The sequence below is a fragment of the Marinomonas communis genome (assembly GCF_004363305.1).
GTDB classification, from domain to species: domain Bacteria; phylum Pseudomonadota; class Gammaproteobacteria; order Pseudomonadales; family Marinomonadaceae; genus Marinomonas; species Marinomonas communis.
In genome coordinates this window covers 659043-679165 of the sequence record NZ_SNZA01000001.1, presented here as the reverse complement: position 1 = coordinate 679165, position 20123 = coordinate 659043, and the positions used below count along the sequence as shown (strand labels likewise).

Genomic DNA, 20123 nt, shown 5'->3' with positions numbered 1-20123 from the left:
GATTCTCCACATGGAAAAACGACAAGAGCTATATGCAGGCAAGGCAAAATCGGTATTTCGTACCGATGATCCTGATAAAATGGTTCTGGTATTCCGTAACGACACTTCTGCGTTCGACGGTAAGAAAGTTGAGCAGCTAGACCGTAAAGGCATGGTAAATAATAAATTTAATGCCTTTATTATGAGTAAACTAGAAGAAGCTGGTATTCCTACTCACTTTGAAGCACTGCTTAGCGACACCGAGTCTTTGGTTAAATGCTTAGATATGATGCCGGTAGAGTGTGTGGTTCGTAATGTAGCGGCTGGTAGCTTATGTCGTCGCTTAGGCGTTGAAGAGGGACAGGAGCTTACACCTCCTACTTTTGAATTGTTCCTTAAGAATGACGCTTTAGGTGATCCTATGATCAACGAGTCTCACGTTGAATCATTTGGTTGGGCAAAAGCCGAACATTTAGCAAAAGCAAAAGAGCTAACATACAAAGTAAACGATGTGCTGAAAGCATTGTTTGCGGAAGGTGGCATGATCCTAGTAGATTACAAACTTGAGTTTGGTCTATTCAAAGGTGAAGTGGTACTTGGTGATGAGTTCTCTCCAGACGGTTGTCGTTTGTGGGATGCGAAGACAAAAGAAAAACTAGACAAAGATCGCTTCCGCCAAGGTCTTGGTGGTGTGATTGAAGCCTATGAAGATGTAGGTCGTCGTATTGGCATCGATTTTGATGCTTAATATACGCTGATCACAAGAAGGGGCTTTATGCCCCTTCTTTGTTATGGACGCATGTTGTATGAATTTATTGCCTGTCAAAATTGGTTTGCGTTATGCGCGTGCTAAGCGTGCCAATCACTTTATTTCTTTTATAAGTTTCTCATCTATTGCAGGTATTGCATTAGGCGTAGCTGTTCTGATTACAGTGTTATCTGTTATGAATGGCTTTGATCGAGAGCTGCGTCAACGTATTCTCGGAATGGTTCCCCACGCAACAGTTTGGGGGGATCCGACTCTGGATGATTGGCAGAAAACTGCTGACTTGGTTGCTGAAATGCCGGGGGTAAAAGCTGTTGCCCCGCACATACAAGCCCAAGTAATGTTTCAGTCGAGTCGTGGGGTACACGGAGCATTGCTCAATGGTATTAATCCTGATTTAGAGGCAATGGTATCTATCCTGCCTAATCATATGACTTCAGGTGCTTTGAGTGATCTTAAGTCTGGCGAGTTCGGCATTGTTCTTGGTGAGCAACTTGCCCGAATGTTAGGTGTGCGATTAGGGGATAAGGTAACGGCGTTAATGCCTAAAGCAAATGTATCCATAGCTGGCATAACTCCTACCTTGAAGCGTTTTACTCTAGTAGGTACGTTCAAAGTTGGCGCTGAATTGGATTCAAGTTTGGCCTATATACATATTCAGGATGCTGCTAGATTGAAGCGCTACCAGCCAGAGGATGTGGAAGCATTACGAGTTGCTTTTGATAATTTGTTTGATGCGCCAAGCTTAATTTGGGATATCGCAAGAGCGATTCCTGGTCAAAATAAAGTAAGTGATTGGACACGTACTCACGGTAACTTATTTCAGGCCATTAAAATGGAAAAGACTATGATCGGCTTACTGCTATTGTTGATCGTGGCCGTGGCTGCTTTTAATATCGTTTCCACGTTGGTAATGGTGGTAACGGATAAACGTACCGATATTGCGATTTTACGTACGATGGGGCTGACATCCGGTCAGGTTATGTGGGTGTTTGTTGTGCAAGGTATCTTTATTGGCCTGTTGGGTACCTTGATAGGTCTGTTGCTTGGTGTGACTGCCGCATTGAATGTTAGTGATGCGATTGCTTGGCTTGAAGGGATCTTGGGTGTGCAGTTCCTAAGTGGTGACGTGTACTTTATTAACTATTTGCCTTCGCAATTAGAATGGCAAGATGTTCGGCTTATAGTGACGGCTGCATTCTGTATGACTGTTTTAGCGACTTTGTACCCAGCTTGGCGTGCCTCAAAAGTAGATCCTGCGGAGGCTTTGCGCTATGAGTGATGTAGTTTTACAAAGTAAAGGGCTGAGCAAGCAATACCGAGATGGTAAAAGGGATGTTCAGGTCTTTGATGATATAGATTTCGAGCTTTGCAAGGGTGAAGCGGTTGCAATTGTGGGGAGCTCTGGCTCAGGTAAGACAACCTTACTTAACCTGTTAGCAGGATTAGATAAGGCGTCTCATGGTGATGTGGAAATTGATGGAATTTCCTGGCATTCCCTTGGTGATTCTAAGCGTTCAAAATTGCGTAATGAAAAGCTTGGCTTTGTCTATCAGTTTCATCATCTGTTGCCTGAATTTAGTGCGCTTGAAAATGTCATGATGCCACTTCTTATTGCAGGAAAGAAAGCTAGCGATGCTAAAGGCGTGGCGTCTAAGTTGTTGCAGGATGTAGGCTTATCAGAGCGGCTTTCTCATCGACCGTCGCAACTTTCTGGGGGGGAGCGTCAACGTGTCGCAATTGCTCGAGCGTTAGCGCATAACCCAGCTTGTGTGTTGATGGATGAGCCGACAGGTAATTTGGATGAAACGACTTCTCAAGAGATTCAGGATTTAATTCTGCGACTTAAAGTGGAAAAAGAGATGGCTTTCCTCATCGTAACTCACGATGAAAAAATGCTCTCTTGGATGGATAGGGCTTATCGATTAAGCGCCAAAACGCTGAATCAAATCACTGATTAGACAATTTTAGAAAGAAAAAAGCGCAGCAATTGTCTGCGCTTTTTTAGTTATTTCAGGCGGCGATTTTTCCAGCGTTTTATGACGTGTAAACGCCATAACAGAAGAATTGAGAAGTAGCCGATTCCACCTGCTATAAAGCCCGCGACGATGGACCCAACGTAAAGTGGTAGCCAGATATGCTCGATTTGTCGCCAAATCCATTCGACGGACATTTGGAATTCTGAGTCGATGCCATTACCAACAATCCATGTGCCAATCAGGTAATTGACATAGAAAACGACAGGCATGGTAATCGGGTTTGTGATCCACACTAGCGCAATTGATAGTGGGATGTTGGCTCTCAGTGGGATGGCGAAAAGTGCAGAGACAACCATTTGGAAGGGCATAGGTATTGCTGCCCAAAAAAGGCCATTCCAGAATGCTTTTGCGACGGATCGGCGAGATAGATGCCAAAGGTCGGCTTCATATATTTGTGTTCCAAGGAGCCCAAGCGCTTTATTTTGTTTAAGCTTCTCTGGATGTGGGACAAATTTCTTAAGGTAACGCTTTGGCATAATAACTACTTAAGGCTACAAGTGGACAAGGAGGTCCAATGTTGCTTTTCAATATTTGCTTGCTTGTGGCAGCTGTATTAACACCACCTTCTCTTCGGTGGCTGTATTCTACGCATATGATCCTTCTATGTCTCTATCAAATCTTCCGTAAAGATTGGCTGGGGCTCATATTAGTTTTAATTTCCTTAGTTTCACTGATAAGTCACAACATATGGCAAGAGCGGTCCTTAGTTTATCAACATCAAGATTACTTTTTAGATCTTGACCAGGGTTGCTGGTTTACAAGTGGAGAAACAGTCCTTGAAACCATCTTGGTGAAACAGAGTGGTGGAGGGGCTGTTTTTGCGCCTTGTCACGCGGTTGCTGAAGTTATTAACGGACGTCCTGTTGTGCCTGTTGTTGCAAATCCTCGTGGTGATTACCGAGAACGCTATGCGTTTGCCAAAGGTGTGGATGCAGTGGTGTATCTATATGGCGAGGTTGCCGCAAGTGATTGGTATTTCAAGTCACTATCGCATTTTCCTAGCTGGAGATTTGCTTACTCAATAATCAAGGGGGATCGCTCGGGTTGGAGTGAGCGTGATCGTTGGCTGGTGAATCATTTAGGTATAGCGCATCTTTTTGTTGTCTCAGGTCTTCATGTCGGTTTTGTTTGTGTTCTAGCTTTGCTGCTCAGCAAAGTTATCTGGCTAATGCTTCCTAAAGTTCGCGTGCTAGGTATTTGGCGTTGTCACTTGGATGCTTTATTGGTGATACCGTTAGCATTCCTATATGCCTATTGGAGCGGAGCAGGGGAGCCAGCTATTCGGGCGGCTTTGATGGCGCTAATAGGCTTTTCATTGAGAGCGGTTTGTCTCAAGGTTTCGGTTTTTCAGGTGTTACTGGTAAGTGCTTGGTGTATGTTGCTGGTTTGGCCTGGGAGGGTGCTAGATCCTTCGTTTTGGCTTTCCTTTTCATTTGTGGCTTTGATTTGTATTACTTTGAAGCGGAGCGTCTCCGTTGGTCGATTTATCGAAATGCAAGTTTTACTGTCTATGTTCGCTGTGTTGTTAACATTGGGCTGGCAAGTAGAGCTCAGCGGATTAACCATTCTTGTTAATATGGTGTTGGTTCCATTTGTGGCGTTTGTTTGGTTTCCCATTGCGTGGGTCGCTTTGCTTGAAGGTTTCTTGTTTCAATCGACCAATGTTTACGAATTGTTTGATGGCGCTTTAGTCTATGCATATCAGTTGATTGAGCCATTATTGGTTGACGTTCCGACGTTATTTTTAATTAGTTTGCCATCTTTACAAATCAAACTGTTGCTTATCATCCTCGCTTATTATTTTGTTGCTTGGTTGCCAAAACGCAAAGTTTGGTTGGTGATGGGATGTTTGATATTTGCTGTTAAACAATCGAGTGAACCTTCTACGACCGTGCGAATCTGGGAGCGTGCTTCAGCAGAGCAGTCGATTATTGAATGGAAGCATGAGAGGGGCGAGATGTATTATCATGCCCAAGATTCCACAAAGATTGGCGATCATGTTATCGCCTTGAATGTGATCGTTAGTGATGTGGCACGAGCTGCGATAGTTAACGATTGGCGGCTTGCAATACTATCGGAGCAACGGATTGCTGAGAAAGGGCTGTTAGAGGCGATGAGTGTTCCTGTGATACATCTACAGCCTAGTGAAAAGCTCTATATCTCCTTTGCTCAGGGCATTTGGGAGGCCGAATCGTCCGATTGCTACCAATTATTAAATGTTTTGAAAACAGTTGCTTGCGAACATGCAGAATTATTGGAGAGTGTGTTAAATTACTCCCAATTAGAAACAGGAGGTCTCGGTGTTAGAGCTTTTTAAATCTGGTGGTCCGTTTATGTGGCCATTATTGCTATGTTCTATTCTTACGCTTGCCATTATTTTAGAGCGTTTTTGGACGCTGCGTGGAAGCAGAGTGGCTCCAAGAGCATTGCTTTCCGATGTGATGACGCGTTTGCGCGAAGACCGAATGACGCTCGATTATATTCGTTCTATGCAGGCTCAATCGGGCTTAAGTTCTATATTTGCCGCAGGTTTACTGAGTTCAAAGCATGGACGTCGAGCAATGAAAGAAAGTATTCAAGAAGCCGCTAATCATGTTATTCATGAGCTTGAGCGTTTTATGAGTACTTTGGGTACGATCGCAGTCATTTCTCCGTTGGTGGGACTACTGGGAACTGTCGTAGGTATGATCAAAGTCTTTAATGTGCTGATGGAGCAAGGCGCAGGTAATACCCAATTGTTAGCAGGAGGTATTTCTGAGGCGTTGTTAACCACGGCTGCAGGTCTTTTGGTTGCCATTCCTGCGCTTGCCTTTCATCGTTACTTTGCGAGGAAAATTGATGAGCTTGTGGTCAATATGGAACAGCAGTCGACTAAACTGATCGATGTACTGAATGCTGACGGCAAAGAGTAGCAGGTGGCTTCATTGAAATTTCGTAGGCAAAAGATTGAAGATGTCCATATCAATTTAACGCCATTAATTGATGTGGTCTTTTTGTTATTAATATTTTTTATGGTCAGTACCACCTTCAAACAGACGACTGACCTTACAATCGACTTGCCAACAGCAGCCAATGGCGCGCCACCGATCGTATCTCAGGATCCTGTTGAAGTAACCATTACTAGAGACGGTCAGTTTGTGATTAATGGTCAGACCTTGATTAATGAACGAGTAAGTACTTTGGTGCAGGGGCTAAAAGAAACGTTCTCTGGTAACTTCGATCGTCCTTTAATTATTACCGCTGACGCCAACGCGTCCTATGAGATGGTCATGAAAGTCTATGACGCTGCCTCACAGTTAGGGGTGACAAAATTAGCTCATACTGCGCAAAAAGAGGATGCTCAGTGAGCTTTGAGCAATCATTGACGAAGTCATGGTATCGCAAGTGTGGCTGGACTTGGGGACTGACGCCTTTTTTGTTGCTCACTGCGCCCATTGTCCATGCTAAGCGTAAAGCGTTTTTAAAGCACCGAGATACAGCGAGTTATCGGTCAAAACTGCCTGTCATTGTGGTTGGAAATATCACAGTAGGTGGTACCGGAAAATCTCCGATGGTGATAGCCCTTTGTTCATACTTAAAAGAGCAAGGTTATCGTCCAGGGATTGTGACACGTGGCCATAAGCGTGAGCTAGACACTGCTTTGCTCGTTACACGCCAGTCAACTGCGTCAGAAGTTGGTGATGAGCCGTTGATGCTGGCTCGTCGCACTGGCTGTCCTGTGTCTGTTGCAAACAAACGTGTCTTAGCTATTCGTGCTCTTGAAAACGATTCGGATGTTGATGTGATCATCAGTGATGATGGTATGCAGCATTACGCTATGGATCGTGATATTGAAATTATTATGGTTGATGCGAAGCGCGGCTTAGGAAATGGCCAGTTACTGCCAGTAGGCCCTTTGCGTGAGCCGGTATCTCGTATCGATGCGGCTGACTGTGTCTTTTCTCTAAATGCTCTGCCAGCGCTTGTGACCAAACAACCCATGTTTACTGGGGAAATGGAGCTGACTCAACTTAAGCATGTTATAGATGATCGCCAGCAGGTGCTGTCAGCATTGGCGCATGATGGTTGGCACGTTGTGGCTGGTGTTGGTAATCCAGAGAGGTTTATGGAAACTCTAAAAGAACAGGGGTTACCAGACCAGTCTCATACGACATTTTTTTCTGATCATCATCAATTTAAAAGAGATGACATAGCTGGATTTGAAAAAGTAATAATGACTGAGAAAGATGCGGTTAAGGTTGAAGCATTTGCTCAGTCGCAAGATGATTGGTGGTATGTGGTTGCAGAGCTATCACTGCCAGAAAATTTTAAGCAATTTGTTTTGGGCCGGTTGGCTCAAGTGACTGAATTAAAGAGTTTACGTTATGAATAAAGCATTATTAGAGATCCTTGTTTGTCCTGTCACTAAAGCACCGCTTACATTAAGTGAAGATGGTACTGAGTTAATTAGTAAGGTTGGTGGAATGGCTTACCCGCTTCGCGATGGCATACCTGTATTACTAGAAACTGAAGCAAGAACCTTGTCCAGTGAAGAGCGTTTAGAAGAAAAGTAAGCTCATGAAAATTTTAGTTGTTTGCTTGGGTAACATATGTCGTTCGCCAGCGGCTCAAGGAATTTTTGAGTATTTGGCATGCTCTCAATCACTGGATTTAACTGTTGATTCAGCTGGTACAGCTGCTTATCACATAGGCAAACGACCGGATGCCAGATCAATCAATGCATTGGCGCAAGTGGGCATTGATATTTCTAAGCAGTCTGCAAGACAGGTGAGTCAGCAGGATTTCTATGAGTTCGACTGGATTCTGGCCATGGATAAAGAGAATCTTTTGAACCTTCAGTCCATTAAGCCTCTGGATGCTACAGCAAAGGTGGTCATGTTTGGTGAGTTTGATTCGGCCGCAGAGTTTGGTGAAGTCGATGATCCTTATTATGGTGGTGACGCTGGATTTGTGGTGATGCGAAAGCACTTGTTTGCCATTGCGGAAAGCTTTCTGGAAAGACACTATGAATAAAGTTGAGCCATCTGCTACTGGTCCCTCTTTTGTGAAAAGTAGGGTTTCATTAAAACAATACAACACTTTTTCATTTGACTATCAGGCGGAGTATTTAGCAGAAGTTACGTCTCAGAATGAGTTGTCTGAAGCCCTGTTGTGGGCAAACTCGAACCATTTACCTGTCACTGTTCTAGGTGGCGGTAGCAACCTCCTTATCTGTGGTGATGTTTCTGGTCTTGTGATTGTGAATAAACTCCAAGGGCGAGCACTTTGTGAAAGCTCTCAGGATTATGCTGTCGTCGAGTTTGCTGCAGGGGAAGTTTGGCATCAATGTGTTGAATGGGCGGTCATGCAAGGTCTTGGCGGCATTGAAAATCTCGCTTTGATTCCTGGTTCTGCCGGTGCTGCGCCCGTCCAAAATATCGGTGCATACGGTGTTGAAATCAAAGATACACTGCTATCAGTATGTGTTGTTGATCGCCGCTCTCTTGAGCTGCTTGAGCTTAATGCAGAACAATGTGGCTTTGGTTATCGAGACTCTTTGTTTAAGACCGATTGGAAAGATCGCTACATCATTACCTCTATCAAATTAAAATTATCAAAGCATCCAGAGCTAGCGCTTTCGTATGGTGGATTGGGTAACTTGCTTGATGCAGACGCCTCAATAAAAGAAGTGTTTGATTGTGTTTGTAAGATTCGTAAAGAAAAGCTTCCTGATCCCAATGTTCTGCCAAATTCAGGCAGTTTTTTTAAGAACCCTATAGTCACTCATGAGCACTATTCACGCTTGAAGGGCGCTTACCCTAATATTGTTGCTTTTGAGCAAGAGGGTGGGTGGAAGCTTGCGGCGGGTTGGCTGAATGATCGAGCTGGCTGGAGGGGATATACCGACCAGGGTGTGGGTGTGTATGAAAAGCAGGCATTGGTGTTGGTGAATTTTGAGTGTAGTAAAGCGGATGCTTTGCTTGATTTGGAAGCCAAAATTCAGCGCTCTGTTGAAGAGCTCTTCAATGTCACGCTTGAGCGTGAACCTGTTTTGATTGGCCAGGCGCAATGAGCACTAAAATTGGGGTGATGGATTCTGGTGCGGGTGGTTTAACCATACTTAAATCCATTCAAAAAAACCTTCCAAACATAGAGTTGATTTACTTTGCTGATCAGGCTCATGCGCCATATGGTGCTAAAAGTGATGCGTTTATTGTTGATCGATTATTGGTTGTGGCCGATTTTTTTAAATCGCAAGGCTGCTGTGTGATGGTGGTTGCGTGTAATACCGCGACCGTTGCTGGCATTCAGACCCTAAGAGCTAAAACTGATCTTCCGATTGTTGGTGTGGAGCCGGCTGTTAAGCCTGCTTGTCGACGCAGTAGCCGAAAGCGTGTCTCTGTACTTGCAACGGAAGGTACAAGTAAGAGTTTACGTTTAAATGAGCTCATTGAAGCGTGGCGCTTTGATACGGAAGTGCAGGTTTTAGCCAGTAAGAGCCTGGCTTCACTTATTGATGAAATGCCTAGTGTTTTATCTGTAGCTGAGCAAGAGGTAGTTAGGGTTTCAACTATTGTCAAAGAGCATCAATCCGATGCCTTGGTGCTTGCTTGTACTCATTATCCGCTTATAAAAAATATGTTCGAAGTAGCATTGCCTGGTGTTGAAATCGTGGAACCTAGTGAGGGGGTTACTGCACAGGTGAGGCGTATTCTTCTCAGTCAAGGTCATGCTTTAAGTGATGATTTTCTGGATGATGCTAATGTTGCGATATTTACCAATGGTGCAGTGGGATTCCAGAAGAGTCTAAGTTATTGGTCGCAAGATATTGAAGCAAAAAACATATGCTTTGTTGATATTTAAAGCGAAAGAATCTTACGCTAATTCCCAGCTTCCCATTACATGACAATAAAAAAGCCAGCTAAAATTAGCTGGCTTTTTGTTGTGCACTAAGCAATGCCTTGCAGAGTTATTGATTTAATTCTGCTTCAGTTTCATTTTGCTCGATGTTGCTGTCTTCTGAGCGTGAAAGGCGTGGATCGTTTTTCACTCGACCTGAACGGCGTTGACGACGCTGTTGAGCTGCTTGCTCGCGCTTCTCAATAAGCTCCTGCTTAGCCTTTTCTTGTTGCTCAATAAGGGCTTTAGGTAGTTCTACAGGTGCTTTTTGCTCAGTTGCAGGCTTGTTGACTTTTCTCCCGCGGATAGGTCGCGGTTGACGAATCTTCTTACCTGTTTTTGGTGTATCTTCATCTTCTGATGATTCTACTGCCACAGCTTTGGTTAGCTCAGCTTCTGCTGGGTTTGCTTCCGTTGTATTGGATTCCTTCGCTGCAGTGTGCTCTGGCGTATCCTCTGTAGCAGTTTTAACATCACTTGAGACTTCTTTGTCTTGCGCAGTATTTTGAGCATCACTTTCGCTAGTGGAAGCGGCTGGCTTAGTTGCCTCAGCAGTCGTTACGCTTTCAGGCTTAGCGTTTTCTTCAGCAACTTCAGAAGAGTCATTAGACTCAGCTGGTGTTTCAGCTTTAGCGTCTGTTGCCTCTGAATCACTGTCAGCCTTTTGGTTAGCTGTTGCAGGAGCTTCAGCTTCCGCTTCGCTGTTTTCAATTTCCTGACTAGCGTCTACGACTTTTTTTTCAGGAGTGGCTGTAGTGCTGCTTTCTTCAGTAGAAGATGTAGCTGCTTCTTCAGGATTATCTGCTTTGGCAATCTTATTCATGCCTGCTTTGACAGACATCTTAGGCTTAGCAGGTTTTTCTTCAGCCTTTTCACTTTTCTCAGCTACTTCACTTGTTGCTGGAGTGTCTTCTTGAGTTGGCGTCTCTTTCGCTGAAGTAGTTTCTTTTGCCTTAACTTCTGTTTCAGTAGTGGGTGCTTCAGCCGTTTGCTCGGTAGCATTTTCCTGTGTCTCAGGTGTTGCTTTAGCTGCTTCATCAGACTTGTTGCGTCGAGAGCGGCGAGAGCGACGAGGCTTGCGTTCCGTTGAGCTGTTTTCTTCACTGCCTTGATTAGAAGCAGAAGTCTCGGCGTTTTGCGTTTGCTCAGCGTCTTTCGCTTCTTGTTCAGCTTGTAGTTGTTGCTGTTGAGCTAACTCGACTTCGTCTTTCAGCTTGCCGTTACGGCGCTTGTTCTCATTGCGCTCGCGCTTGCGCTCTTTTACTTCTGGCTCAGGACGACGTGCTTTTACCTTAGGTGCAGAATCTTTGTTCTGCGAGTCTTTGTTCGTCTTTTCGCGTTGCTTGTTGCGGCTGTTGTTAGTGTCTTTAGTAGACTCTTGCGCTTCTGCTTGGGCACGACGAGACTGACGCGTTGACTTAGGTTTCTGGTGCTCGCTGTTGTTTTGAGCTTTTTGATCCTTGTCGCTGTTTTGGCGAGAAGGTCGGCGATCACGTTGACGGTTGCGAGACGGCTTGCGCTCATCAGAGGATTTACTAGAAGTTTTCTTCGTGTCTTTTTGAGGCGCTTTTTCTGCTTTCTCGGATTCTTCAGTGCTTCCGAATAATGCATTCAACAAGCGTTTGAAGAAGCCAGGCTTAGCCGTCGTTTTCTTCTCTGCTTCAGTTGGCGCTGGAGCTGGTGATGCAGGTGAAATGCTGGTCACCGCTGCTTGTTGGCGAGTGTGTTCATTTGCCTTGCGTGGCTCGTAAGGAGGCTGAACAGGCTCTTCAACTAGAGTGTAACTGCTGTCATCTTGCGCGATGACTTCGTTGTCATCTCGGATTCGCTCTACATGGAAGTGAGGTGTTTCCATGTGAGGGTTAGGTACCAAGATGATATGAACATCGTTGCGTTTTTCAATTTTAGCGATGTTTGTACGTTTTTCATTCAGCAAGAATGTTGCGACAGATACTGGCAAGATAGCTCGGATCTGTGCGGTACGCTCTTTGGCACATTCTTCTTCAATTAGGCGCAGAACAGAAAGCGCTAGGGATTCAACGTCACGAATAAATCCTTGTCCATTACAGCGAGGACAAACGATGCCGCTGGTTTCGCCAAGTGAAGGGCGAAGGCGTTGACGCGACATTTCTAGTAGACCAAAACGTGAGATGCGTCCGATTTGTACGCGTGCACGGTCTGCTTCAAGTGCCGCTTTCATGCGGTTTTCAACTTCTTTTTGGTTGCGTACAGGCGTCATATCGATAAAGTCGATAACAACTAGTCCGCCAATATCACGAAGACGCAATTGACGTGCGATCTCGTCAGCGGCTTCTAAGTTGGTTTGTAGTGCTGTTTCTTCAATATCTCCACCTTTCGTTGCACGAGCAGAGTTGATATCAATAGAAACCAAGGCTTCTGTAGGGTCGATGACGATCGAGCCACCTGATGGCAGGCGAACTTCACGTTGGAAAGCTGTTTCGATCTGAGTTTCGATTTGGAAGCGGTTAAATAGCGGGGTAGGTTCTGTGTACAGTTTGATGCGGTTTTTAAAGTGCGGCATCACCTGCATAACGAAGTTAAGGGCGTCTTGGTAAACGTTCTTTTCGTCGATCAGTACTTCGCCAATGTCATCGCGTAGGTAGTCGCGAATAGCACGGATCACGATATTGCTTTCTTGGTAAATCAAGAATGGAGCAGGGCGGTCAGCTGCCGCTTTGGTGATCGAGTCCCAAAGTGTTTGTAGGTAATCCAAGTCCCACTGAAGCTCTTCAGTTGAGCGGCCAACACCTGCAGTACGGACAATCAAACCGCCATTATCTGGAACATCAAGACCAGACATGGCTTCTTTTAATTGAGTTCGGTCATCACCATCAATGCGGCGTGAAATACCACCTGCGCGAGGGTTGTTTGGCATCAAAACCAAGTAGCGACCTGCAAGGCTGACAAATGTTGTTAGCGCCGCACCCTTGTTGCCACGTTCTTCTTTGTCTACCTGTACGATGACTTCCTGTCCTTCAGTTAGCACATCTTTGATGTTAAGGCGGCCGTCTGAATTGGATTTTTTAGAGAAGTAAGTTTTTGAGATTTCTTTGAGGGGAAGGAAGCCGTGGCGCTCAGCGCCGTAGTCTACGAAAGCGGCTTCTAAGCTAGGTTCAATGCGAGTGATTTTGCCTTTATAGATATTTGCTTTCTTTTGTTCACGAGACCCTGATTCGATATCTAGATCGTACAGGCGCTGCCCATCCACTAACGCAACGCGCAACTCTTCTTGTTGAGTTGCGTTTATTAACATTCTAATCATTAATGCTGACTCTTTCTAATGATTCGGTGAATGCTAAGCTCATGAAATGTAACGAGATTTTTGAATTGGCGGTCGCAATCAGACACAATTTAAAGGCTCACCACAAAGGCTAAAAATCGCCATGGTGTCGCTCTTTTCTGTGTTGCTGTAATACGTGTTTCAACTATCGGCCAACATGAAAGGTGCTGATCTTGAAAGCGTCTTCAATGGTAAACTGTTACACCCATGAACCGATTCACTGATTCATGCGGTTTATTATATAAAAATTAACTTTTTGCTCAGAGGTAAGAAATGACCAAAGTGTCGCTTTGGTATTGGCTATTCATTCGTTACAATTACTTCTTCGAGGCTTTCTGTTGCCTCTTACCCTCTGCGGTTTTGAATATAACAGTAAAATCTAAGTGCTTCAATTACATAGGAAACCATTCTTTTGGCAGCTAGTGAAATTAATGGCGCACAAGAGCGCCCACAGGTACGTTTTGTAACCATTGATGAAAATAATCATGGTCAGCGTATCGACAACTTTTTGGTGACTTTCCTTAAAGGAGTGCCCAAGGGGAAGATCTACAACTTGCTGCGTAAGGGTGAGATTCGAGTCAACAAAAAAAGAATAAAGCCTGATTTTCGCTTAAGTAATGAAGACGTAATACGCATAGCGCCAATTGTTGTGGCTCAGCCATCAGATAAGCCCATGGTGGCAGAAGGTTTGAAGCAAGAAATCGAGAGTCGAATTGTATTTGAAGACAAAGGCTTGATTGTGGTGAATAAGCCATCTGGCTTAGCTGTTCATGGTGGCAGTGGGTTGAGCTTTGGTTTGGTTGAAGTTGTCCGTCAGATGCGCCCTCAAGAAAAGTTTATAGAGTTAGTGCATCGTTTAGATCGCGATACCTCAGGACTGATCATGATCGCAAAAAAACGAAGCGTGTTAAAAATGCTGCATGCTGCCTTGCGAGAGAAGGAAGGTGTACAGAAGACGTATAATGCTTTGGTGTTTGGTTCTTGGCCTAAGCGAAAGTTACAGGTCAATGCACCGCTTCTTAAAAATGAACTTAAATCTGGCGAACGTGTCGTGAAAGTTCATACGGATGGCAAGGAATCTTTGACTCGTTTTAAAGTGATGCGCAACTTCGAAGGTTATACATTAATAGAATGTGAGCCAGTCACAGGGCGAACTCACCAGATTCGTGTGCATACGCAATTTGCAGGTTATCCAATTGTTGGAGATGATAAATATTCACCCAATGAAGCGAATGCTGAAGCAAAGCAACTTGGTTTTAAACGTTTGTGCTTACACGCTTCTCGATTAGTGATTGATGACTACGATGGTCAAAAGCTAGTGTTAGAAGCGCCGATTGAAGATGCTTGGAAAGAGGCGATGCAGGCTCTTCCAAGTAAGTTTTGATTTGATCCAGTATTGATTGATTAAAAAGCCGCAGCATAACGAATGCTGCGGCTTTTTTGCATTCTAGGAACTAATTACTTTTTACGGTAACATGATGGTGGCTTCGCCCGTCACAACTTTCTTACCTTCTACTGTACAAACAGTTTCCAGCACGGCGCGACGGCGACGTTCATTCAGCTCTTTTACAGTTACAGTAGTGGTCACCGTTGCACCAATAAACACAGGGGCGCGAAATTTCAGTGATTGCTCTAAATAAATACAGCCAGGCCCAGGTAACTTTGTGCCGATGGCTGCTGAAATGAAGCCGGCAGTCAGCATTCCGTGAGCAATGGGTTTTTCAAAGCTAGTAGTGGCAGCATAGTCTGCATCCAAGTGAACAGGGTTGGTGTCTCCTGTTACTTGCGCGAAAGTTTGCACGTCTTGTTCTGTAACAACTTTTTCAAAGCTTGCGCTTAGGCCTTCTGTTAATTCTTCGAATGAGTAGCTCACTATTAAGTCCTTATTTCTATAAATGGCGCTATGTTACACTTCAATGTCTCGTAACTTAAGTGCTTCGGCATTATGAGTGTTGTATTTGTTATAGGGCCTGTCATCAAAATTGTTGGGCGAGTGGAGAAGTTCATGGCGTGGAATGAAGAAGACGATAAGAAAAACATAGAATCCGAGGTCGAAGTTAAAAAAATTGTCTCGGCATCTAGTGATACGTCAGATGGTGTAGTTGATGCACTAAAAGAAGTGCTTGGCGCTCAAGTAGTCGAACGTCGCCGTGCACGCCGATGGAAAATATTTTTCCGATTTGTTTATCTAACGATTTTTATTGGCGTTTTGTCCGCCGCATTTATGAGTGCAGAGATTGACGAAGTGACAGTGAGTGATAGTGTTGCTGTCATTCGAATGCAAGGGACGATAGGCGCGCAAAGTGAGGTGGATGCGAACGAATATGTTCCTCTCTTTGACGATATTTATGCGGATTCACGTAATAAAGCTGTATTGATTGAAATGAATAGCCCAGGTGGCAGTCCTGTGCATGCGGGAATTTTGCATGATGTCATCATGAAATATAGAAAGCAGTTTCCATCGATACCTGTCGTCGTGGCAGTGGAGGATATGGCGGCTTCTGGTGGCTATTATATCGCATCGGCGGCAGATAAGATTGTTGTGGATAAGGCGAGCCTAGTTGGCTCTATTGGTGTGATATCTGGTGGTTTTGAGGCCAGTGAACTGATCGAAAAGTTAGGTGTAAAGCGTCGCTTGTTTATTGCTGGTGAGAATAAAGGATTCATGGATCCGTTTTCGCCTATGTCAGAGCAAGCTCAAGAAAGTTGGCAGGCGGTGTTGGATGAGACGCATCAACAATTTATTAGCGCTGTAAAAGAAGGGCGTGGTGATCGTTTGACAAACGATCCGCAGATGTTTACTGGTATGGTATTTACTGGGACACAGGCATTACAAAATGGTTTGGCTGATGAGCTAGGTTACGCTCAAAATTTATTGAATACAGAGTTTTCGGGTCTTACGCCTGCTTACTATACGCCATACCAAGAGCCATGGGAGAAGGTGGCCAAGCAGTTAGGGGTGGAGCTATCGGCAAGTGTTAAGTCTTGGCTTTATGAGCTGCGCTAAATATATGCCATTACATAAATAACAAACGGAGCCCTAGGGCTCCGTTTTTGTATCGATTAAGCAAGCGGGTTTATGCCAAGCTGTCGCAGGCTTTTACATGTTTCAATTAATGGTAGTCCTACCAATGATGTGGGGTCTTCTCCCTCCATCTTTTCAAACAAAGCAACACCAAGGCCTTCACATTTAAAGCTGCCAGCACAATCTAGTGGCGACTCAAGGTCAATGTATCGCTCAATTTCACATTTACTCAACTCTCGAAAGCTTACTTTAAACTCAGATAAAGTGTATCGGCTTTGCTGAGAGAGGGAGCTGTAAGTGTAAAGACCAGTCAGAAACGTGACTGTTTTGCCACTAAAGCTTTGGAGTTGTTCGCAGGCTTTTTGTTTGGTTAGAGGCTTGCCTATAATAATGCCATCGAACGTTGCACACTGGTCTGATGTAATTAAGATACTATTATCATCCAGCTTGCTTTTGAGTGCTTCAGCCTTAGCTTTAGTGATCCGTTCAATGTAATTCTCAGGAGTCTCATCTGGTAATTGATTTTCGTCGATATCAGGAGAAAGTGTGGTGAATGGGATTTGAAGACGTTTTAAAAGGCTTTGACGGTATTTCGAGGAAGAGCCTAAGATCAATTTTTGTGTCATATGAAGCCTGCAGTGCCTTGATTTGTCGAAAAAATAGCTAAAAATTAGAATCGCACGAAATAATACGTAAAAAATGCCATTTCTGCCTCAGTATTCTTTGACAAGAATGGTCCTTGGCAATATTATTCCCCGCCATGTTGAATGACACATTACCTAAATACTTTGACCCTCGTAAATATGCTGCTCAAGAAGTTGCATTAGAGGGGCGTTTACCACTCAGTGTATTTCCGGAGTTGAGCGCTGCTTTAGCGTCAAATGAAGGGGATGCGTTAATTCATCTAAACTTTAGAGTCGATGAAGATAGGCGCTACATTGCGACCGGATCCATTACTGCAACCGTTCAAGTTGAGTGTCAACGATGCTTGGAAGCTGCACCAGTTGATCTGGAGGTTGATCTGTGTGTGTGCTTCGTTTATGACGAAGATCACGCAAAGAATATTCCTAGCGACTATGATCCCGTTGTCATGACCGATGGTGAGGTCGTTCTCGCTAATATGGTCGAGCAAGAGTTACTTCTCGCTTTACCTATTGTTGCCTATCACGAAGAAAGTGGTTGCAACCCAGTAGCTCTAAAGTATGCATCGTCTACCGATGACGCACCGGATGACGAAAATAAACCGAATCCATTTAGTATATTGGCCGAATTAAAGGCTAAGAAAAATTAGGAGCTCCAAAAATGGCAGTACAAAAAAGTAAAGTGACTCGTTCACGTCGCGGCCAGCGCCGTTCACACGATGCACTATCTAACCCAACTCTATCTGTAGAACAGACTACTGGTGAACTACACCGTCGTCACCACGTTTCTGCAGACGGTTTTTACCGTGGCCGTCAAGTTGTTACTCCTAAGGGTGAGTAATTAGATACCCCAATGATTAGGGTAGCTATTGACGCTATGGGCGGGGACTTAGGTCCCCGCATTGCATTCCAAGCAACAGAAAAAATTGTTGCCGCCTTTACAGATGTTGAGGCGCACTTCTATTTTGACCCTCAGGAATTTGATTTTCCTGCTGAGTCGCCTTCTTCTCGAATTATTCCTGTCGCTTGTCACGATTCTGTATCTAGTATGGAAGTCGTCGATCGTTCATTGTTTAAAAGAGTGGATTCGACCATATATCGTTCTCTGGCTGATATGTCTAAAGCTAAGGCTGATGTAGTGGTGACGTTTGGTAATACTGCAGCCATGGTGGCGCTTGCACGTCATATTGTTGGTTTGCTTAGACCAAAGCTTTATCCAGCTTTAATTCGAGAGATGCGACCCAATCCGCTTCGTTGTTTAGTGGATTTGGGGGCGAATGTGCATTGTGCCGCAGAGATGTTGAATGGCTTTGCCTTACTAGGGGCTTCCTATGTGGAAGCGCGAAGTGACAGTGAAGCAAATGTGGCGCTGTTAAATGTTGGTGTCGAGACGAGTAAAGGAAGCTCTGTTATTAAGGAATGCTACCAAATGCTATCCGAACAAGCATGGCCTAAGTTTTCGGGCTTCGCTGAAGGGTTTGAGCTTTTTTCAGGTGAGAAGAATGTGATTGTTTGTGATGGCATGGTAGGGAATGCCGTGCTGAAAGCTTCTGAAGGCTTGTTTATGTTTTTGTTGTCTCAGTTGCCAAAGCATTCAATGGATACTTCTGCAATTGAAAAACTGGTGCAGGCAGAAAGTCGGCATGGTGCATGTTTAGTCGGCATCAAGGGAAATTTAGTCAAAGGTCATGGTCGCTCAGATCTGCAGGCTATGATGGGTGCGATTGAGTACGGTATTGATATAGCTCGCACAAATTTATACAAACGAATAGAAACCAAGTTAACTCAACAGGGGGTGTTATGAACTCTTCATTAGCATTCGTGTTTCCAGGTCAAGGTTCTCAACAGCTAGGTATGCTGTCTGACTTGGCAGAAAAATACGACATTATCAAAGCAACGTTTGATGAAGCGTCTCAAGTGCTAGGTTACGACCTATGGGATTTGGTGCAAAACGACGCTGAATCTCTAAATCAAACAGATAAAACTCAACCAGCACTGTTAACAAGTAGTGTTGCTCTATGGCGTCTGTGGGAGCAGCAAGGTGGTGATAAGCCTGCTTATGTTGCAGGTCATAGTTTGGGTGAGTACTCTGCGTTAGTGTGTGCTGGTGTGATTGAATTTGCCGATGCAGTTGAACTGGTTAAATTGCGTGGTGAGTTCATGCAGCAGGCGGTCCCAGCGGGTGCTGGCGCTATGGCCGCTATCATTGGTTTATCTGATGAGCAGGTTGTAGCAGCTTGTGAGGCAGTTTCTGAAGGCGTGGTGAGTGCGGTTAACTTTAACTCTCCAGGTCAAGTAGTAATTGCAGGTGAAACGGCAGCAGTTGAAGTTGCGATGGCAAACGCTAAAGAAGCGGGTGCTAAACGTGCATTGCCTTTACCTGTGAGCGTGCCGTCACACTGTAAATTGATGGTTCCTGCAGGTGAGAAACTTGCAGAACGTTTAAATGCGATTGAATTTAAAGAGCCTGCGATCAAACTGGTTCAAAACGTTACTGCGCAAGCGGTATCGGATGCGGCACAAATCAAATCAAACCTAGTCTCTCAGCTAAGTGAGCCAGTTTTATGGACACAATCTATTGCCTTGTTGAATGAGCTTGGTGTAGAAAAGACAATTGAATGTGGTCCGGGTAAAGTTTTGACAGGTCTAAACAAGCGTATTGTCAAAGGTTTAGATGCTGTAGCAATTGGAGATGTAGCAGGTTTTGAAGCTGCTGCAGGAATTTAAAATTACTGGAGATAACTTGATGAGCAAGATTGCGCTAGTAACTGGTGCGACGCGTGGCATTGGTAAAGCCATCGCTGAAGCGCTAGTCGCTAATGGTATGACTGTAGTGGGTACCGCAACAAGTGAAGCGGGTGCTGCAAGCATTAGCGAATACTTAGGCGATAATGGTAAGGGTATCGTACTGGATGTTTCTAACGACGAGTCAGTAGATGCTGTTATCAAGCAAATCAACGAAGAGTTTGGTGCGCCTACAGTTTTGGTTAATAACGCTGGTATCACGCGCGATAACCTAATGATGCGTATGAAGATGGATGAGTGGGATCAAGTGATCAACACTAACCTTACGTCTGTATTCCGAGTAACAAAAGCGTGTCTACGTGGCATGACCAAAGCAAAATTCGGTCGAATTGTTACGATTAGTTCTGTTGTTGGTTCTATGGGGAACGCTGGCCAAGCAAACTATTCTGCTGCAAAAGCAGGCCTAGAAGGTTTTAGTCGCTCTTTAGCTGCTGAAATTGGCTCTCGTGGCATCACTGTAAACTGTGTAGCGCCTGGCTTTATTGCGACAGACATGACCAAAGATCTACCAGAAGAGCACAAAGCGAACTTGGTTTCTAAAGTGCCAGCAGCACGTCTTGGTGAGCCAGCTGAAATTGCAGCAGCTGTTGCTTTCTTGGCCTCTGATGCAGCAGGTTACATTACCGGTGAAACCCTACATGTCAATGGTGGTATGTACATGGCGTAATTTGAGTTGAAATTCGTAATG

Annotated in this window: 22 protein-coding genes; 18 read left to right on the top strand and 4 right to left on the bottom strand. The window is 44.5% G+C overall.

Annotation, left to right across the window (positions count from 1 at the left end; all coding sequences use genetic code 11):
* Positions 1–10 precede the first annotated feature (10 nt).
* The 3 genes from purC to C8D85_RS03225 are packed head-to-tail and all read left to right on the top strand — an operon-like array spanning position 11 to position 2706.
* Positions 11–727, top strand: a complete 717-nt coding sequence (purC, locus tag C8D85_RS03235) for a phosphoribosylaminoimidazolesuccinocarboxamide synthase (RefSeq protein ID WP_133559914.1) — start codon at positions 11–13, stop codon at positions 725–727.
* 58 nt (positions 728–785) lie between these two features.
* Positions 786–2027 carry a lipoprotein-releasing ABC transporter permease subunit gene (locus C8D85_RS03230; protein ID WP_133559913.1) on the top strand — a complete coding sequence of 414 codons (1242 nt, stop codon included), beginning with the start codon at positions 786–788 and terminating at the stop codon, positions 2025–2027.
* The gene (locus C8D85_RS03225; protein WP_133559912.1) at positions 2020–2706 is read left to right on the top strand and encodes an ABC transporter ATP-binding protein; all 687 of its coding nucleotides are present in this window, start codon (positions 2020–2022) and stop codon (positions 2704–2706) included. The genes C8D85_RS03230 and C8D85_RS03225 overlap by 8 nt, the downstream gene beginning before the upstream one ends.
* 47 nt (positions 2707–2753) lie before the next feature.
* On the opposite strand, the gene C8D85_RS03220 is transcribed toward C8D85_RS03225, so the two are convergent.
* Positions 2754–3260, bottom strand: a complete 507-nt coding sequence (locus C8D85_RS03220; RefSeq protein WP_133559911.1) for a DUF2062 domain-containing protein — start codon at positions 3258–3260, stop codon at positions 2754–2756.
* A 314-nt stretch (positions 3261–3574) separates the two neighbouring features.
* Between C8D85_RS03220 and C8D85_RS03215 the strand changes: the two genes are divergently transcribed.
* Genes C8D85_RS03215 through murI form a run of 8 tightly spaced genes read left to right on the top strand, consistent with a single transcriptional unit; the run spans position 3575 to position 9627 of the window.
* Complete coding sequence (locus C8D85_RS03215; RefSeq protein WP_244936922.1) at positions 3575–5101, top strand: ComEC/Rec2 family competence protein; 1527 nt, start codon at positions 3575–3577, stop codon at positions 5099–5101.
* The gene (locus C8D85_RS03210) at positions 5085–5696 is read left to right on the top strand and encodes a MotA/TolQ/ExbB proton channel family protein (protein WP_133559909.1); all 612 of its coding nucleotides are present in this window, start codon (positions 5085–5087) and stop codon (positions 5694–5696) included. The genes C8D85_RS03215 and C8D85_RS03210 overlap by 17 nt, the downstream gene beginning before the upstream one ends.
* A 3-nt stretch (positions 5697–5699) precedes the next feature.
* Positions 5700–6131, top strand: coding sequence for an ExbD/TolR family protein (locus tag C8D85_RS03205; protein ID WP_342353322.1), 432 nt, complete (start codon positions 5700–5702; stop codon positions 6129–6131).
* Complete coding sequence (lpxK, locus tag C8D85_RS03200) at positions 6128–7156, top strand: tetraacyldisaccharide 4'-kinase (protein WP_133559908.1); 1029 nt, start codon at positions 6128–6130, stop codon at positions 7154–7156. Before C8D85_RS03205 ends, lpxK begins: the two co-directional genes overlap by 4 nt.
* Positions 7149–7337, top strand: a complete 189-nt coding sequence (locus C8D85_RS03195; protein ID WP_133559907.1) for a Trm112 family protein — start codon at positions 7149–7151, stop codon at positions 7335–7337. Before lpxK ends, C8D85_RS03195 begins: the two co-directional genes overlap by 8 nt.
* 4 nt (positions 7338–7341) lie before the next feature.
* Entirely contained in the window at positions 7342–7797 is a 456-nt protein-coding gene (locus C8D85_RS03190; protein ID WP_133559906.1) for a low molecular weight protein-tyrosine-phosphatase, read from the top strand.
* Positions 7790–8836 carry a UDP-N-acetylmuramate dehydrogenase gene (murB, locus tag C8D85_RS03185; RefSeq protein ID WP_133559905.1) on the top strand — a complete coding sequence of 349 codons (1047 nt, stop codon included), beginning with the start codon at positions 7790–7792 and terminating at the stop codon, positions 8834–8836. Before C8D85_RS03190 ends, murB begins: the two co-directional genes overlap by 8 nt.
* Positions 8833–9627 carry a glutamate racemase gene (gene murI / locus C8D85_RS03180; RefSeq protein WP_133559904.1) on the top strand — a complete coding sequence of 265 codons (795 nt, stop codon included), beginning with the start codon at positions 8833–8835 and terminating at the stop codon, positions 9625–9627. The genes murB and murI overlap by 4 nt, the downstream gene beginning before the upstream one ends.
* A gap of 106 nt (positions 9628–9733) precedes the next feature.
* On the opposite strand, the gene rne is transcribed toward murI, so the two are convergent.
* Positions 9734–12946, bottom strand: a complete 3213-nt coding sequence (gene rne / locus C8D85_RS03175) for a ribonuclease E (RefSeq protein ID WP_162847527.1) — start codon at positions 12944–12946, stop codon at positions 9734–9736.
* Positions 12947–13376: 430 nt separating this feature from the next.
* Here rne and rluC point away from each other — a divergent pair, with 430 nt between their 5' ends.
* Positions 13377–14348: a 23S rRNA pseudouridine(955/2504/2580) synthase RluC gene (rluC, locus tag C8D85_RS03170; RefSeq protein ID WP_133559903.1), complete on the top strand. Its 972-nt coding sequence runs from the start codon at positions 13377–13379 to the stop codon at positions 14346–14348.
* Positions 14349–14429: 81 nt separating this feature from the next.
* Here the strand turns inward: rluC and C8D85_RS03165 are convergent, their stop codons facing one another.
* Entirely contained in the window at positions 14430–14837 is a 408-nt protein-coding gene (locus C8D85_RS03165) for a MaoC family dehydratase (protein WP_133559902.1), read from the bottom strand.
* A gap of 132 nt (positions 14838–14969) precedes the next feature.
* Between C8D85_RS03165 and C8D85_RS03160 the strand changes: the two genes are divergently transcribed.
* Entirely contained in the window at positions 14970–15971 is a 1002-nt protein-coding gene (locus tag C8D85_RS03160; RefSeq protein WP_162847526.1) for a S49 family peptidase, read from the top strand.
* Between the two features lie 56 nt (positions 15972–16027).
* Here the strand turns inward: C8D85_RS03160 and C8D85_RS03155 are convergent, their stop codons facing one another.
* Positions 16028–16615: a Maf family protein gene (locus C8D85_RS03155; protein ID WP_133559900.1), complete on the bottom strand. Its 588-nt coding sequence runs from the start codon at positions 16613–16615 to the stop codon at positions 16028–16030.
* Positions 16616–16728: 113 nt separating this feature from the next.
* On the opposite strand from C8D85_RS03155, the gene C8D85_RS03150 reads away from it, so the two are divergent.
* The 5 genes from C8D85_RS03150 to fabG are packed head-to-tail and all read left to right on the top strand — an operon-like array spanning position 16729 to position 20102.
* Entirely contained in the window at positions 16729–17280 is a 552-nt protein-coding gene (locus C8D85_RS03150) for a YceD family protein (protein WP_228191879.1), read from the top strand.
* A gap of 11 nt (positions 17281–17291) precedes the next feature.
* Entirely contained in the window at positions 17292–17471 is a 180-nt protein-coding gene (gene rpmF / locus C8D85_RS03145) for a 50S ribosomal protein L32 (protein WP_067209547.1), read from the top strand.
* A 12-nt stretch (positions 17472–17483) separates the two neighbouring features.
* The gene (locus C8D85_RS03140; protein ID WP_133559899.1) at positions 17484–18434 is read left to right on the top strand and encodes a fatty acid synthesis protein; all 951 of its coding nucleotides are present in this window, start codon (positions 17484–17486) and stop codon (positions 18432–18434) included.
* A complete protein-coding gene (gene fabD / locus C8D85_RS03135) occupies positions 18431–19357 on the top strand; it encodes an ACP S-malonyltransferase (RefSeq protein WP_133559898.1) in 927 nt (308 codons plus the stop codon). Before C8D85_RS03140 ends, fabD begins: the two co-directional genes overlap by 4 nt.
* Before the next feature lie 19 nt (positions 19358–19376).
* Positions 19377–20102, top strand: a complete 726-nt coding sequence (gene fabG / locus C8D85_RS03130) for a 3-oxoacyl-ACP reductase FabG (protein WP_133559897.1) — start codon at positions 19377–19379, stop codon at positions 20100–20102.
* Positions 20103–20123: the final 21 nt, after the last annotated feature.

Excerpts from the sequence above, each read along its gene's own strand:
- C8D85_RS03225 (WP_133559912.1), top strand. The coding sequence starts at position 2,020 with ATGAGTGATGTAGTTTTACAAAGTAAAGGGCTGAGCAAGCAATACCGA.
- rne (WP_162847527.1), bottom strand. The coding sequence starts at position 12,946 with ATGATTAGAATGTTAATAAACGCAACTCAACAAGAAGAGTTGCGCGTT.
- fabG (WP_133559897.1), top strand. The coding sequence starts at position 19,377 with ATGAGCAAGATTGCGCTAGTAACTGGTGCGACGCGTGGCATTGGTAAA.
- C8D85_RS03190 (WP_133559906.1), top strand. The coding sequence starts at position 7,342 with ATGAAAATTTTAGTTGTTTGCTTGGGTAACATATGTCGTTCGCCAGCG.
- murI (WP_133559904.1), top strand. The coding sequence starts at position 8,833 with ATGAGCACTAAAATTGGGGTGATGGATTCTGGTGCGGGTGGTTTAACC.
- C8D85_RS03195 (WP_133559907.1), top strand. The coding sequence starts at position 7,149 with ATGAATAAAGCATTATTAGAGATCCTTGTTTGTCCTGTCACTAAAGCA.
- C8D85_RS03230 (WP_133559913.1), top strand. The coding sequence starts at position 786 with ATGAATTTATTGCCTGTCAAAATTGGTTTGCGTTATGCGCGTGCTAAG.
- C8D85_RS03160 (WP_162847526.1), top strand. The coding sequence starts at position 14,970 with ATGGCGTGGAATGAAGAAGACGATAAGAAAAACATAGAATCCGAGGTC.
- C8D85_RS03155 (WP_133559900.1), bottom strand. The coding sequence starts at position 16,615 with ATGACACAAAAATTGATCTTAGGCTCTTCCTCGAAATACCGTCAAAGC.
- rpmF (WP_067209547.1), top strand. The coding sequence starts at position 17,292 with ATGGCAGTACAAAAAAGTAAAGTGACTCGTTCACGTCGCGGCCAGCGC.
- fabD (WP_133559898.1), top strand. The coding sequence starts at position 18,431 with ATGAACTCTTCATTAGCATTCGTGTTTCCAGGTCAAGGTTCTCAACAG.
- purC (WP_133559914.1), top strand. The coding sequence starts at position 11 with ATGGAAAAACGACAAGAGCTATATGCAGGCAAGGCAAAATCGGTATTT.
- C8D85_RS03220 (WP_133559911.1), bottom strand. The coding sequence starts at position 3,260 with ATGCCAAAGCGTTACCTTAAGAAATTTGTCCCACATCCAGAGAAGCTT.
- murB (WP_133559905.1), top strand. The coding sequence starts at position 7,790 with ATGAATAAAGTTGAGCCATCTGCTACTGGTCCCTCTTTTGTGAAAAGT.
- C8D85_RS03140 (WP_133559899.1), top strand. The coding sequence starts at position 17,484 with ATGATTAGGGTAGCTATTGACGCTATGGGCGGGGACTTAGGTCCCCGC.